Source organism: Streptomyces hydrogenans, from assembly GCF_014656075.1.
Taxonomy (GTDB): Bacteria; Actinomycetota; Actinomycetes; order Streptomycetales; family Streptomycetaceae; genus Streptomyces; species Streptomyces hydrogenans.
Genome location: NZ_BNBS01000172.1, coordinates 1 through 13,222 on the forward strand (window position 1 = coordinate 1; position 13,222 = coordinate 13,222).

General features: G+C 75.8%; 11 protein-coding genes. 2 read left to right on the plus strand and 9 right to left on the minus strand.

The features are described 5' to 3' along the window. Together IE321_RS38035 and IE321_RS38040 are read left to right on the plus strand one after the other, a co-directional pair. A partial coding sequence (locus tag IE321_RS38035) for a hypothetical protein (RefSeq protein WP_190226269.1) occupies positions 1–294 on the plus strand: 294 nt, incomplete at its 5' end. A 61-nt stretch (positions 295–355) separates the two neighbouring features. After that, positions 356–1,888 carry an FAD-binding oxidoreductase gene (locus tag IE321_RS38040; protein WP_043220225.1) on the plus strand — a complete coding sequence of 511 codons (1,533 nt, stop codon included), beginning with the start codon at positions 356–358 and terminating at the stop codon, positions 1,886–1,888. A 40-nt stretch (positions 1,889–1,928) separates the two neighbouring features. Here the strand turns inward: IE321_RS38040 and IE321_RS38045 are convergent, their stop codons facing one another. From IE321_RS38045 to IE321_RS38085, 9 genes are all read right to left on the minus strand, one after another. Then, complete coding sequence (locus tag IE321_RS38045) at positions 1,929–2,846, minus strand: LysR family transcriptional regulator (RefSeq protein ID WP_043220223.1); 918 nt, start codon at positions 2,844–2,846, stop codon at positions 1,929–1,931. Between the two features lie 30 nt (positions 2,847–2,876). Continuing rightward, positions 2,877–4,076 (minus strand): glycine C-acetyltransferase, encoded by a 1,200-nt coding sequence (locus IE321_RS38050; protein ID WP_190226270.1) that lies wholly within the window; start codon positions 4,074–4,076, stop codon positions 2,877–2,879. 3 nt (positions 4,077–4,079) lie between these two features. Then, complete coding sequence (gene tdh / locus IE321_RS38055; protein ID WP_043220219.1) at positions 4,080–5,114, minus strand: L-threonine 3-dehydrogenase; 1,035 nt, start codon at positions 5,112–5,114, stop codon at positions 4,080–4,082. A 162-nt stretch (positions 5,115–5,276) separates the two neighbouring features. Continuing rightward, complete coding sequence (locus IE321_RS38060) at positions 5,277–6,071, minus strand: 4'-phosphopantetheinyl transferase family protein (RefSeq protein ID WP_190226271.1); 795 nt, start codon at positions 6,069–6,071, stop codon at positions 5,277–5,279. Positions 6,072–6,119: 48 nt separating this feature from the next. Further along, complete coding sequence (locus tag IE321_RS38065; protein WP_190226272.1) at positions 6,120–8,360, minus strand: serine/threonine-protein kinase; 2,241 nt, start codon at positions 8,358–8,360, stop codon at positions 6,120–6,122. Continuing rightward, positions 8,342–9,238: an oxygenase MpaB family protein gene (locus IE321_RS38070; protein ID WP_190226273.1), complete on the minus strand. Its 897-nt coding sequence runs from the start codon at positions 9,236–9,238 to the stop codon at positions 8,342–8,344. Before IE321_RS38070 ends, IE321_RS38065 begins: the two co-directional genes overlap by 19 nt. A gap of 54 nt (positions 9,239–9,292) precedes the next feature. After that, positions 9,293–10,648 (minus strand): vWA domain-containing protein, encoded by a 1,356-nt coding sequence (locus IE321_RS38075; RefSeq protein ID WP_190226274.1) that lies wholly within the window; start codon positions 10,646–10,648, stop codon positions 9,293–9,295. Continuing rightward, positions 10,645–11,862 carry an AAA family ATPase gene (locus tag IE321_RS38080; RefSeq protein WP_190226275.1) on the minus strand — a complete coding sequence of 406 codons (1,218 nt, stop codon included), beginning with the start codon at positions 11,860–11,862 and terminating at the stop codon, positions 10,645–10,647. The genes IE321_RS38075 and IE321_RS38080 overlap by 4 nt, the downstream gene beginning before the upstream one ends. A gap of 290 nt (positions 11,863–12,152) precedes the next feature. Next, positions 12,153–13,222, minus strand: a 1,070-nt coding sequence (locus IE321_RS38085; protein ID WP_190226276.1) for a hypothetical protein, incomplete at its 5' end; no start/stop codon positions are given.

The following is a 13,222-nucleotide window of genomic DNA, read 5'->3' on the forward strand; positions in this document are numbered from 1 at the left end:
GCCGGCCGGGCCGTGGCCGTGCGCACCGAGTTCGCCGACGCGGCGAAGGCGGCCGAGGGCCGGCTGCGGGTGCTGCGCGCGGCGGGCCTGTGCGACCTGGCCGACCTCGCGGCCCCGTCCGACGGCACCTCGGACCCGGAGGCGGTCCTGGACGCCCTGGAGACGGCCGACGCCGTCCGCACCGCCCTGGGCGTGCCGGTCATGCTCAGCGGCTTCCGGGCCCGCCCGGACCAGATCGCCACGCACGTCCTGGCCGGCCGGATCGACGCCTGGCGCGTGTCCGGCGCGGAGTGACGCGCCGTCACCGGCGGGGCTCACGGAACCACATCACCGAGAACCAAGGGAGAGGGACAGGATGATCAGCCGCAGGACCTTACTGGGAGCCGGCGCGGGTCTCACCGCCGCCGCAAGTGGAATCGTCACGGCCGCCTCGGCCGGAGCCCGCACCTCGTCGGGCACGGAGGCGAAGTGGGAGTCGCTCCGCGCGTCGCTCACCGGCGACGTCGTCCTGCCCGCCGACACCGCCTACGACGGTGCCAGGAAGCTCGCGAGCGCCCAGTTCGACTCCATATACCCGCAGGCGGTGGCGCTCTGCGAGACGCCGCAGGACGTCAGCACCTGCATCCGCTTCGCCCAGGACCAGGGCATCCACGCGTCGGTGCGCAGCGGTGGCCACAACTACGGCGGCTGGTCGACCACCGAGGGCCTCGTCATCAACCTGACCCGGATGAACCGGGTCCTGCCCGGCGCCGGCGAGGTCCGGCTCGGCCCCGGCGTGCAGACGGTGGACGTCGTGCCGCGGCTGAGCCCGTACGGCCTGACGGTGCCCGCCGGCTTCTGTCCCACGGTCTGCCCCGGCGGCTTCATCACCGGCGGCGGCACCGGCTGGCAGTACCGCAAGTACGGCCCCGCGTCCGACCGGCTGCTCTCGGCCGAGGTGGTGCTGGCGGACGGGCGCGTGGTCACCGCGTCGAAGACGCAGCACCCCGACCTGTTCTGGGCGCTGCGCGGGGGCGGCGGCGGCAACTTCGGGGTGATCACCGACTACCGGATGAGGCCGACGTCGATCACCCGGGTCGGGCACTACACGCTCACCTGGACGTGGGACAAGGCGCAGGCCGCGATCGGCGGCTACCTGGAGTGGACGGCGCAGGGCTCCGCCGACCTGGCCTGCGGCGGCGTCCTGCGGATGCCCGACGCCCGCCCGGGGGCCGTCCCCGTGTTCGTCGTCTCCGGCGTCCACTTCGGCTCGATGGAGGCGCTCGACGCCGAACTGCGCACGCTGTCGGGGCTGATCGGCAGCGAGCCCGCGACGCGCGTGGTGCAGGACCTCACGTACGAGAAGGCGATGATGCGGGTCTTCGGCTGCGAGGACAAGACCGTGGACGCCTGCCACACCACCGGCAGCACGCCCGAGGCGTCGCTGCCGCGCACCGCCTACGTCAAGAACCGCGGCCGCATGTTCAGCCGGGTGCTTCCGCAGGCCGGGGTGGACGAGCTGCTCGCGGCCTTCGACGCCGACCGCAGGGCCGGACAGTTCCGGGTCGTCAGCCTGCTCGGCCTGGGCAAGAACGCCAACCTCCCGGCCGTGGACTCCACGGCCTGGGTGCACCGCGACGCCCTGTACAGCGCGACCATCACCACGAGCCTGAACGGCGCCTACCTCACCGACGAGGACAAGGCCGCCGCCGGGCTGTGGCTGGACGGCGTGTTCGGCGCGGTCGACCCGTACTCCAACGGCCGTTCGTACGCGAACTTCCCGGACCCCGACCTCACGGGCTGGGCCGACGCCTACTACGGCTCGAACCTCGCCGCGCTCGGCCGGGTCAAGAGCGCCTACGACCCGCACGGCTTCTTCCGCTTCCCCCAGTCGGTGCCCGCCGCCTAGACGCGGCCCGCGGACCGGCCGCCCCGGAGTCCGGCAGCCCTCAGGGCGCGCCCGGGCCCGGGGCGGCCGCCGTGCGCAGGGCGGTCAGCACGGGGGCGATGAGGGGGTGGTCCTCGGCGCCCCGGCGCACGGCCGCGAAGACCCGGCGGGTGGGCGCGACGCCCTCGACGGGGCGGTTCGCGACGTCCGTGAGGTCCATGCCGCGCAGGGCCGAGCGGGGCACCAGTGCCGCGCCGGCGCCGGCGGCGGCGAGCGCGACGACGGCCCTGAAGTCGTCCGAGACGTGCTCGAAGCGGGGTGCGAACCCGGCGTACTCGCAGGCCAGGACGGTCACGTCGTGGCAGGGGTTGCCCGCGGACTGGCCGATCCAGGCGTCCTTGGCCAGGTCGCCCAGCGCGACCCGTTCCCCCGCGGCGAGCGGGTGGTCGGGCGGCAGCACCGCGTCGAAGGGCTCCGCGTAGAGCGGGACGCGGGTGAGCCGGTCGTCGTCCTCGGCGGGCGCGCCCCGGTACTCGACGGCCACGGCCACGTCCACCTGCCGGTCCAGCACCATCAGCAGGCTCTCGTCCCCCTCGGCGTCCCGCACCCTGACCCGGATGCCCGGCGCCGTCGTGGCCAGCGCCGCGATGGCCGGAGCCACGACGAGTCCGATGCCGGTGGCGAACGCGGCGACCGTGACGGTGCCCGCCTCGCCGGAGCCGTACGCGGCCAGCTCCGCCTCCGCCCGCTCCAGCTGGGCGAGGACGGCGTTGGCGTGGCTCAGCAGGATCTCCCCGGCGGGCGTCAGGCGCGCGCCCCGGGCGCTGCGGTCGACGAGCCGGTGGCCGGTCTCCTGCTCCAGGGCTGCGAGCTGCTGCGAGACCGCCGAGGGGGTGAGATAGAGCGCGGCGGCCGCCGCCGTCACCGTGCGGTGGTCGGCCACCGCGCGGAGGATGTGCAACCGCCGTGCTTCGATCATGTGCCCAGTCTCCCAGGCCGGGAGGGTGACTCAGCCCTGGAGCTCGGCCCGGGCCGCGACGAACGCGTCCACCGCGCGGTTCACGTCCTCGGTGGAGTGGGCGGCCGAGAGCTGGACGCGGATGCGCGCCTGGCCCTGCGGGACGACCGGGTACGAGAAGCCGATCACGTAGACCCCGCGCTCCAGGAGCAGCTCGGCCATCCTTCCGGCCTCCGACGCGTCGCCGATCATGACGGGGGCGATGGCGTGGTCGCCGGGGAGGATGTCGAAGCCCTCCTCGGTCATCCGGCCGCGGAAGAGCGCGGTGTTGGCGTTGAGCTTGTCGCGCAGGTCGCCGGCGGACTCCAGCAGGTCGAGGACCTTGAGGGAGGCGGCGGCGATGACCGGGGCGAGGGTGTTGGAGAAGAGGTACGGGCGGGACCGCTGGCGCAGCAGGGCGACGATCTCGGCGCGGGCGGCGACGTAGCCGCCGGAGGCGCCGCCGAGGGCCTTGCCGAGGGTGCCGGTGATGATGTCGACGCGGTCCATGACGCCGTGCAGCTCGGGGGTGCCGCGGCCGCCGGCGCCGACGAAGCCGACGGCGTGCGAGTCGTCGACCATGACCATGGCGTCGTAGCGCTCGGCCAGGTCGCAGATGTCGGCGAGCGGGGCGACGTAGCCGTCCATGGAGAAGACGCCGTCGGTGACGATCAGCTTGCGCCGGGCGCCGCCTTCGGTGGCCTCCTTGAGCTGCTGCTCCAGGTCGGCCATGTCGCGGTTGGCGTAGCGGAAGCGGCGGGCCTTGGAGAGGCGGATGCCGTCGATGATGGAGGCGTGGTTGAGGGCGTCGGAGATGACCGCGTCCTCGGCGCCGAGGAGGGTCTCGAAGACGCCGCCGTTGGCGTCGAAGCAGGAGGAGTAGAGGATCGTGTCCTCCTGGCCGAGGAAGGCCGAGAGGCGGGCCTCCAGCTCCTTGTGGACCTCCTGGGTGCCGCAGATGAAGCGGACGGAGGCCATGCCGTAGCCCCAGCGGTCGAGGGCCGCGTGGGCGGCGGCGACGACGTCGGGGTGGTCGGCGAGGCCGAGGTAGTTGTTGGCGCAGAAGTTGAGGACCTCACCGGGGCGTCCGCCGGCGGTGACCTCGACGGTCGCGGACTGGGGGGTGCCGATGACGCGCTCGGGCTTGTGGAGGCCGGCCGCCCGGATCTCGTCGAGGGTGGCGCGGATGTCGTCGCGTACGGAATCGAACATGGGTCAGGCTCCCGCAGTCCAGTCGAGGATGATCTTGCCGCTCTTGCCGGAGGCCGCGTCGTCGAAGGCGGTCTCGTAGTCGGTGAAGTCGTACCGGCCGGTGATGACCGGCGAGAGGTCGAGCCCGCCCTCCAGGAGGACGGACATGGCGTACCAGGTCTCGAACATCTCGCGGCCGTAGATGCCCTTGATGGTGATCATCGAGGTGACGATCTTCGCCCAGTCGACGGCGAAGTCCTCGCTCGGCAGGCCGAGCATGGCGATCTTTCCGCCGTGGGTCATGTTGGCGATCATGTCGCGCATGGCGTGCGGGTTGCCCGACATCTCCAGGCCGACGTCGAAGCCCTCCTTGAGCCCGAGGGTGCGCTGGCCGTCGGCGATGGTCTTCTCGGCCACGTTGAGCGCGAGGGAGACGCCGGTCTTGCGGGCCAGGTCGAGGCGCTCCTCGCTGACGTCGGTGATGACGACGTTGCGGGCGCCGGCGTGCTTGGCGACGGCGGCGGCCATGATGCCGATCGGGCCGGCGCCGGTGACGAGGACGTCCTCGCCGACGAGCGGGAAGGAGAGCGCGGTGTGGACCGCGTTGCCGAACGGGTCGAAGATCGCGGCGACGTCGAGGTCGACGGGGACGCGGTGCACCCACACGTTGGAGGCGGGCAGCGCCACGTACTCGGCGAAGGCGCCGTCGCGGCCGACGCCGAGGCCGACGGTGGCGCGGCAGAGGTGGCGGCGGCCGGCGAGACAGTTGCGGCACTTGCCGCAGACGAGGTGGCCCTCGCCGCTGACGAGGTCGCCGACGGCGATGTCGGAGACGTCACGCCCGACGGAGACGACCTCGCCGACGAACTCGTGGCCGATGGTCATCGGGGTCGCGATGGTCTTCTGCGCCCAGCCGTCCCAGGAACGGATGTGCAGGTCGGTGCCGCAGATCCCGGTCCGCTTGACCTTGATGAGCACGTCCCCCGGACCGGTCTCCGGCTCGGGCACGTCCGTGAGCCAGAGTCCCGGCTCCGCCTTCAGCTTGACCAACGCCTTCAATGCCACGGCTCCCGACGTGCGTGTCCTGTGATGTACGGGTCAGGGCACGCGCGCGCGCCCAAGATCCTCGGAGACGAATCTTCCGTACCGGGGGCCGGCGGTCCATCGAGGATTTCTTAAGCGCGCTCGCAGTTCAGCTTCACGCCGGGACGTCGCCGCTGATCAGGAGGGTTCGCCGACGCCGGCGGCGGTCACGAAGGAGGCCGGAAGCCAACTCGTACGGACGCGTCCCATGGGGCCCCGGACGGCGACGGCCGCCGCGTGCCCGTCGGCGGTGGGCACGCCCCGGACGTCCCAGCCCTCGGGGAGCGCGGAGGGGTCGTGCTCGCCGAGGTAGTCCTTGTCGAGGGAGCGGGCCATGCCGATGCCGATGCCCTTGAGGTACGCCTCCTTGCGGCACCAGATCCGGGCGAAGGCGTCGGGCGCGTGTCCGGCGGCGGCGATCTCGGCCCGTTCCGCCGGGTGGAGGGCGGAGGTGACCTCGCGGACGGTGGCGGGCCTGGGGAAGCTCTCGACGTCGACGCCGACGGGCCGGGCGGCGATGCCGATGAGGACGACGTCCCCGCTGTGCGACAGGGAGAAGTGCGGGGCCCCGGGCGGGCCGTCGAGGGCGGGGCGACCGTGGAGGTCGCCGCAGCCGGGGCAGGGTTCGCGGCGGTACGCGACCGCGGCCGGGCCGACGCCGAGGCGCCGGGCCAGGAGGCGGCGCAGGGCGACGTGGCCGATGCCGTACCGGAGCCGGTCCGCGACCCGCAGGGGGCTGCCGAGCCGGACGCGCTCCTCGGCGTCGAGCTCGGAGGGGTCGAGGTCCTCCTCGGCGAGCTGGTCCACCCGCAGCTGCCACAGGTCGACGTCGACCGGGGCGGGGCCGGCGGCGGCCTGTCGGGCCGCGTCGTCGGCGGGCGGGCGGGACTCGGAGGCGGGGTCGCCGGGGCGGTCGATGATCACACCGGTCATTAAATCAGCGCGGCCCGGGCCGACTCGGCGCGTACCGGAGGCGGTCGGTCAGCCCGGACCCCGGCCGTCCGGAGCGACGGCGCCGCCCCGGCGGACGGCGTCGGCCTCGGTGTGGCGGCCGAGCCGGTCCAGGCAGTGGGTGAGGTCGGCGAGGGCGGACAGGGTGTCCGGGTGGAGCGGGCCGAGGGTCCGGGCGCGGGCCTCCGCGAGGGACCGCAGCGGGGCGAGGGCCTCGTCCCAGCGGCCCAGCCGGCCGAGGACCACGGCGGCCTCGCGGCGGCTGCGCAGGGTGTCGGGGTGATCCGGGCCGAGCACCCGGCGGCGGGCCGCGTGCACGGCCTGGGCGGTGTCGAGCGACTCCTGCCAGCGGCCGAGCCGTGCGAGGTGGAGGGCGAGGGCGTGCCGCACCCGCAGCGTCTCGGGGGCGTCGGCGCCCTGGGTGCGGGTGCGCACGGCGACCAGGTCCCGGCAGACGGCGAGCGCGTCGGCGGCCCGGCCGAGGCGGCCGAGGCAGGCACTGGTCTCGTAGCGGGCGGCGAGGGTGTCCGGATGGTCCGGGCCGAGCGAGGACGCCCGCCCCTCGGCCACCGCGCGGTACTGGTCGAGGGCCTCCTCGGCGCGGCCCAGGCGGCCGAGGGTGTGGGCGAGTTCGTGCCGGGTGACGAGGGTGTCGGGGTGGTCGGCGCCGAGCAGCCGGGTCCGGGTGTCGGCGACGGCCAGGCCGGTGCGGTACGACTCCTCCAGGCGGCCGAGCCGGGCGAGGGTGTACGCGAGGTTGTGGCGGCAGCGCAGGGTGTCGGGGTGGTCGGGGCCGGCCGTGCGCTCACGGATGGCGAGGACCTCGGCGTACAGCGCGTGCGCCTCGGCGTGGCGGCCGAGCCGGCCGAGGGTGAAGGCCCCCTCCTGGCGGGCGGCCAGGGTGTCGGGGTGGTCCGGGCCGAGGACCCGGGAGCGGGCGTCGGCGACGCGCTCGAACGCCTCCAGGGCCTCGGCGGTGCGACCGAGGCGGCCCAGGGCGAAGGCGACCTCGTAGGCGCTGGCCAGGGTGTCCGGGTGGTCGGGGCCGAGGACCCGGGTGCGGTCGCCGGCGACGGAGCGGTGCAGGTCCTCGGCCTCGGCCCAGCGGCCGAGCCGGCCGAGGCCGAGTCCGGCCCGGTGGCGGGCGGCCAGCACGGCGAGCAGTTCGGGCGTGGCGTCCGTGGTGGGGCGGGCGTGGCCCTCGGTGGGCGCCCCGGCGGTCGTCCACTCGGTGGTGAGGACGTCGGCGGCGGGGTCGTGGGCGGCGACGCGGGGCGTGCCGGGCGCGGCGGGGCGCGGCCCGCCGGTGACGGCCCGGGCGCACGCGCGCGTGGCGCCGGGTTCCGGCAGCGGGACGGTGTGGCCGAGGCCGTCGGTGGGGTCGGCCGGGATCGGCGGCGGGACGTGCGGCCCTCCGCCGAGGGTGCGCCCCGTGGTGATGCGGCGGCGCAGGTCGGAGGCGTCGCGCGGGCGCTGGTCGGGCACCTTGGCGAGGAGGTCGACGACGAGCCGGTCGAAGTAGTCGGGCAGCTCGGAGCGGAGCACGCGCGGCGGGCTGGGCACGGTGTCCCGGTGGCCGACGAGGACGGCCCAGGAGTCGTCGAGGTCGAACGGCGGCGCGCCGGTGGCGAGTTCGTACAGGACGCAGCCGAGCGAGTAGAGGTCGCTGCGGTGGTCGATGTCGCCGCCGCCGATCTGCTCCGGAGACATGTAGTGGGGGGTGCCCATGGCGATGCCGGTACCGGTGAGGCGTGAGGTGAAGCCCATGTCGGCGCCGAGGCGCGCTATCCCGAAGTCGCAGATCTTCACGGTGCCGTCGCTCAGCCGCATGATGTTGGCGGGCTTGAGGTCGCGGTGCACGATGCCCATGCGGTGGGTGTATTCGAGGGCGTCGGCGACCTGGTCGGCGATGTCGACGACCTCGTGGACCGGGAGCGGGTTGCGGGCGTTGGCGGCGAGGAGCTGGCTGAGGTTCTGGCCCTCCAGGAGCTCCATGACGAGGAAGAGCACGCCCTCGTACTCGCCGAAGTCGTGGACGACGGTGATGCCCCGGTGCTGGAGCGCGGCCGCGACCCGGGCCTCGCGGCGGAACCGCTCGCGGACCACGGTCTGCACGCCGGCGTCCTGGTGCGGGCCCAGCGGCTTGAGGCACTTGACCGCGACCCCGCGGCCCAGCGCCTCGTCCGTGGAACGCCACACCTCGCCCATCCCGCCGCGGCCGATGACCTCGTGCAGGCGGTAGCGCCCCTGGATCAGTCTGATGTCCCCCATCGTGTGCCGTCGCCCCCGTCGATTTCGTGCACGCTCTCCGGCCTGTCCAGTATGGCCGCAGGGTCGGACAGTGTGTACGGGTCGGGTCGGGTGTCCGGCCCGAGGCGTTCCATGGCGCGCAGGATGTGGCCGGGCGGCAGGCGCCAGCGGAGCGTCGCGGGGACGCGGCGGAGCAGGCGGGCGGTGGACGTCAGGCGCCGGGTGACGGCGGCCGCCGGCGGGACCGGGCGGCCGTAGAGGTCATGGGCCCATTCCGGCAGCGTGTCGTACGCCAGGGAGCTGACGCGCCGCCACACCAGGGCGCGCCCGGCGAGCAGCGCGGGCGGGACGGGCGGCCTGCGCAGGAAGTCGAGCACGGCGCGGGCGTCCTCGCCCGCGGCGAGTTCGCCCCGGACGGAGGCGAAGTAGGCGGCGAGCCCCGCCCGGGTGGCCGGTACGTCCGCCGGGTCGAGCCCCACGAGCCGTGCGGAGGCGCGCTGCTCGTCCACGTAGCGGTCGGCGGTCCCGCCGGTGAGCGGCAGTCCGGAGCGGCGGGCGACGGAGACGTACGAGTCGATCTCGGCGCAGTGCACCCAGAGCAGCAGCGCGGGGTCGTCGACGCCGAGCAGCCGGTGGATCCGCCGCACCCGGGCTCCGGCCGCCTCGGCGGCCTCCCGGGTCCCGTAGCTGAGCGTCCCGACGAAGCTCGCCGTCCGCATGAGCCGCCCCCAGGGATCCTCCCGGAAGCTGCTGTTGATCATGACTCCGCGCACGGCGACGGGGTGCAGGGCCTGGAGGTACAGGGCCCGCACCCCGGCGATCCACATCACCGGGTCGCCGTGCAGCTGCCAGGTCACGGAACGGGGCCCGAAGAGCCCGGGATCGGCGTCCTGCCTCATGGGGTTCAGGCTACGCGGCCGGATCCGGGAGGGTGGATGTGCGATCCGGCCACCTCAGCCGATCTCCACCACCCGCGCCCACGACGGCGGCCGCAGCAGGTGGTCGTCCTCCTCGTCCCCGCCGTCCTCGGAGTCCGGGGCGGGCGGCCGGGGGAAGAGACCGACGATCGTGCGGCAGGGAGGGGCGCTTTCCGGCCATGGGGTCTGGCCGTCGGTGAAGACGACGAGGACGTCGGGGCGGGGGCTCAGACGCAGCGCCCGGGAGAAGCCGGCGCGGAGGTCGGTGCCGCCTCCTCCGAGGAGCGGGATGTCGGCGCCGGCGCAGAGCCGCTGGGCGGAGTGGGCGGCAGCGTCGCAGGCGATCACCGAGACGAGGTCGCGGCGGCCTCCGACGGCGCGGGTGAGGGCGGCGACCTCCAGGAGGGCGCTGCCGAGTTCGGTGTCGGAGACGGAGCCCGAGGTGTCGATGACGACGGCCACGTGCGGCGGGGTGCGGCGGAGGCTGGGCAGGACGACGCCGGGGAGGGCGGCGGCGCGGCGGGAGGGACGGCGGTGGCTGTAGTCGCCGCCGGCCCCGGCCGCGACGGCGGCGCTGATCGCCGCGCCGAGGAGTTCGCGCCAGGGCTGCGGCGGGTGGCAGACCTGCTCGGCCCAGCGCTCCCAGGCTTCGGGGGCGGAGCCGGGGCGGCCCTTGATGCCCTGGGCGACGCGGTGGACGACGGCCGCGCGTTCCTGCGGGGTGAGGCCGTCGGCGCCGTCGGGGCCCAGCTCCCAGGCGCGGTCGCGGCCGTCGGCGCCGCTGCCGCAGTCGAGCCAGGCCATCGCGGGGCCGTTCGGCGTGATCCGTACCGCCCGGACGTAGTCCTCCATGAGCAGCCCGGGTGCCAGTTCGAGCATCTCGGGGCGCAGCGCGCCGGCCGGGCGCGGGAGTCCGTCGCCGTAGACGTCGTCGTTGATCTCGAAGTCGCCGGCGATGTTCATGCGCAGCCGTTCGGCCTCGCCGTCGAGGCCGAGGTCGCGGGCGAGGCGGTCGCCCCGGCCGTGGTGGTCGCGGAGCAGGTGGGCGACCTCGTGGACCCAGACGGCGGCCAGTTCCCGCATCGGCGTCCGGTCGACGAAGCCCGGGGAGACGTACATCCGCCAGTGCCGGTCGACGCCCATGGTGGGGACGGCCCGGGACGGCACCACGCGGAGGGCGAAGAGGGCCGTGGCCAGGTAGGGGCGGACCCGGACGGCGTAGAGGCGGGCGGTGTACAGCTTGTCGTGGTCCAGGGCCCGCTCGGCCGGGACCCCGGCGGCGCGGGCGGGGTCCGGGGTCTCCCGGGACGGGGCCGCTGCGGAGGGGGCGGGAGCGGTGTCCGGTTCCCGCTCGGCCGGGCGCACCGCGGAGGGGGCGGTCGGGTGGTTCATCGGCGTCCCCCGGCCACGACGGGGCGGACGGCGCGGCGGGAGAGGTCGACGGCGCCGGCGAGGCGTTCGATGGCGACGGGGACGTCCCAGTCGTCGCGGCGGAGCGCGGCGAGCGTGGTGGCGGGCACCACGACGAGGTCCGGCGGGCCGGTCTCGGCTGCGCGGGCGAGCAGGGCCCAGGCGGCGTCCCAGCGCTCGCGGGCGGGGCGTTCGCGGACGGCGGCCACGACGCCTTCGAGGGCGGCCTGGCGCCGGTCGCCGCGCTCGGGCAGCGGGGCGCCGGACGGGTCGGCGAGCAGGTCCTCGGGGTCCGGGAGGTCCATCCGGTCGAGCCAGGCGAGGAGTTCGAAGCCGGGGCCGTCGCCGACGGTGCCCCGGACCAGGAGGGAGAGGACGTCGCGGGAGGAGCCGGCGACGGTGGCGAAGGCGATCAGCCGCAGGGTCATGTCCCAGCTGCGGGGCGAGGGCCAGGGACCGCCCCGGCGGGTCTCCTCCCCCGGCAGCCGGTGGACCAGCGTCGGGCGGCTGCCGAGCAGTCCGCAGACCGCCCGGCGGGCGTGGTCCACGGCGTCGGGCAGGCGCTCCGGGGCGAGCCGGGGCAGGGTGGCGCGGGGCCAGGTGCCGCCGAGGCCGCGGACGACGACCTCGTGTTCGTGGGTCCAGCGCAGGTGGACGAAGCGGTTGGCGAGCGGGGCGCTCAGCTCCCAGCCGTCGGCGGCCGAGGCGCGGGGGTTGGCGGCGGCCACGATCCGTACCCCCGGCGGGAGGGTGAGGGCGCCTACCCGGCGTTCCAGGACGAGCCGGAGGAGGGCGGCCTGGACGGCGGGCGGTGCGGTGGACAGCTCGTCGAGGAAGAGCAGGCCGCGGCCCTCCCGGACGAGGCGGACCGCCCAGTCGGGCGGGGCCATCGCCACGCCCCGGACGGCCGGGTCGTCGCCGAGGATCGGCAGCCCGGAGAAGTCGGTGGGTTCGTGGACGCTGGCGATGACGGTGGTGAGCGGCAGGTCGAGTTCCTCGGCGAGCCGGGTGAGGGCCGCCGTCTTGCCGATGCCGGGCTCGCCCCACAGGAGGACGGGCAGGTCGGCGGCGACGGCCAGGGTCAGCGCCTCCAGCTGGTCGTCGGCACGGGGTTCGGTGCGGGTGTCGCCGAGGAGCGCGAGGAGGTCGGCGGCGACGTCGAGGGGGGCGGGGTGCGGGGCGGGGCGGGTGCGCATGGGTGATCACCTGGGGTGGGTGCGGGCGTGCCGGGGCACGGCGGCGGAGTGGGAAGGGCGTGGCGTACGGGGGGAGGCCGTCGGTGCGTCGAGCGGGCGTTTCTGGGAAGGCGTAGTGCCGCGTAGGCGGCTGGTGCCGCGGTCAACGGGCCCGGGCGTGGCGTACGGACGGAGGCCGTCGGTGCGTCCGGCCGGGGTTCGGGGAAGGCGTCGTGCGAAGGGGGCGGCGGGTGCCGCGGGTCGACGGGCCAGGGTGCGACGTACGGACGGGTGGGCGGCGGGTGCGGGCGTCAGCGGGCGAGGGCGTGGCGGGGGTGGTCGCGGTGGCCGAGGGCGCGGCGGGTCTCGCGGGCGTCGAAGTCGGTGCCTCGGGGGCGTCGGAGGGGGCCGCGGTCCGGGTCGGGCAGAGGTGCGGGCGGGGGTTCGGCGACGTTCGCGGGGCCGGTGGCGCGCAGGCCGGTGCGGTAGAGCCCGTGCAGGACCTTCCGCTCGGCGGCCCGTTCGAGGGCCTCGCGCAGGGGGCCGTCGCGCAGGGCCGCGCCGGGGCCGAGGAGCGCCTCGACGACGGCGAGCGCGCCGGCCGTGTCGCCGTGGGCTAGACGTTCGCGGACGCCGGTGAGGCAGTCGGGCCTGCGGTGGGTCTCGTCGATCACCCGCAGACAGGGCAGGGGCGTCCCGCCGAGGGCGACGAGGAGTTCCTCGCGGCGGAGTTCGGCCGGCGCGTGGTCGAGGGGCACGAGGACGCCGTCGACGAGGCCGATGCGGTGCCGGCCCCCCTGGCAGTCCACGAGCCGCCGGCCGTCGTCGGGACCGGTCCGGCGGGTGGTCCGGTGGCCGGGGACCAGCGCCTCCGCGACGAGCGGGTGCAGGTCGTCGGGGGTGAGGAGTCCGGCGCGGAGCAGCGCGAGGTCGGGCGGGGTCCAGGTCGCCGCGTCGGGGAGGAGGGCCGGTCGGCCGTCCCCGCGCTCGCCCCGGGGTCCGTACGGTCCCCGGCCCGGCGGCGCGGGCACGCTGCGGAGGGCCCCGTCGGGTTCGGGCGTGAGGAGGATCCGGTGCCGGGCCCCGAGGCGTACGAGGACGGGGCCGGCGGTCCGTCCGTCGGCGGCGAGCAGGAGGCGGACCTCGGCGGCCCAGCGGTCCACGGCCCAGCCGGGGCCCGGCGGGTCGTCGGGCGCGGCCGGGAGGGCGGGCAGCAGGTCCGCGCCCGACCGGTCGCGGAGCTCCCCGGCGCGGGTCGCGTCCCACAGGTGCCGGTGGAGGTCGAGCCGGAAGCGGGGGCCGGGGTGCGGGTGGGGGTGCGCGACGGCCGGGTCGGGGGAGCGCCGCCGGGGCGGCTCCGGGCCGGCCGGGTCGGGCGCGC

Excerpts from the sequence above, each read along its gene's own strand:
- IE321_RS38065 (WP_190226272.1), bottom strand. The coding sequence starts at position 8,360 with ATGGGGGACATCAGACTGATCCAGGGGCGCTACCGCCTGCACGAGGTC.
- IE321_RS38045 (WP_043220223.1), bottom strand. The coding sequence starts at position 2,846 with ATGATCGAAGCACGGCGGTTGCACATCCTCCGCGCGGTGGCCGACCAC.
- IE321_RS38075 (WP_190226274.1), bottom strand. The coding sequence starts at position 10,648 with ATGAACCACCCGACCGCCCCCTCCGCGGTGCGCCCGGCCGAGCGGGAA.
- IE321_RS38060 (WP_190226271.1), bottom strand. The coding sequence starts at position 6,071 with ATGACCGGTGTGATCATCGACCGCCCCGGCGACCCCGCCTCCGAGTCC.
- IE321_RS38080 (WP_190226275.1), bottom strand. The coding sequence starts at position 11,862 with ATGCGCACCCGCCCCGCCCCGCACCCCGCCCCCCTCGACGTCGCCGCC.
- IE321_RS38070 (WP_190226273.1), bottom strand. The coding sequence starts at position 9,238 with ATGAGGCAGGACGCCGATCCCGGGCTCTTCGGGCCCCGTTCCGTGACC.
- IE321_RS38040 (WP_043220225.1), top strand. The coding sequence starts at position 356 with ATGATCAGCCGCAGGACCTTACTGGGAGCCGGCGCGGGTCTCACCGCC.
- IE321_RS38050 (WP_190226270.1), bottom strand. The coding sequence starts at position 4,076 with ATGTTCGATTCCGTACGCGACGACATCCGCGCCACCCTCGACGAGATC.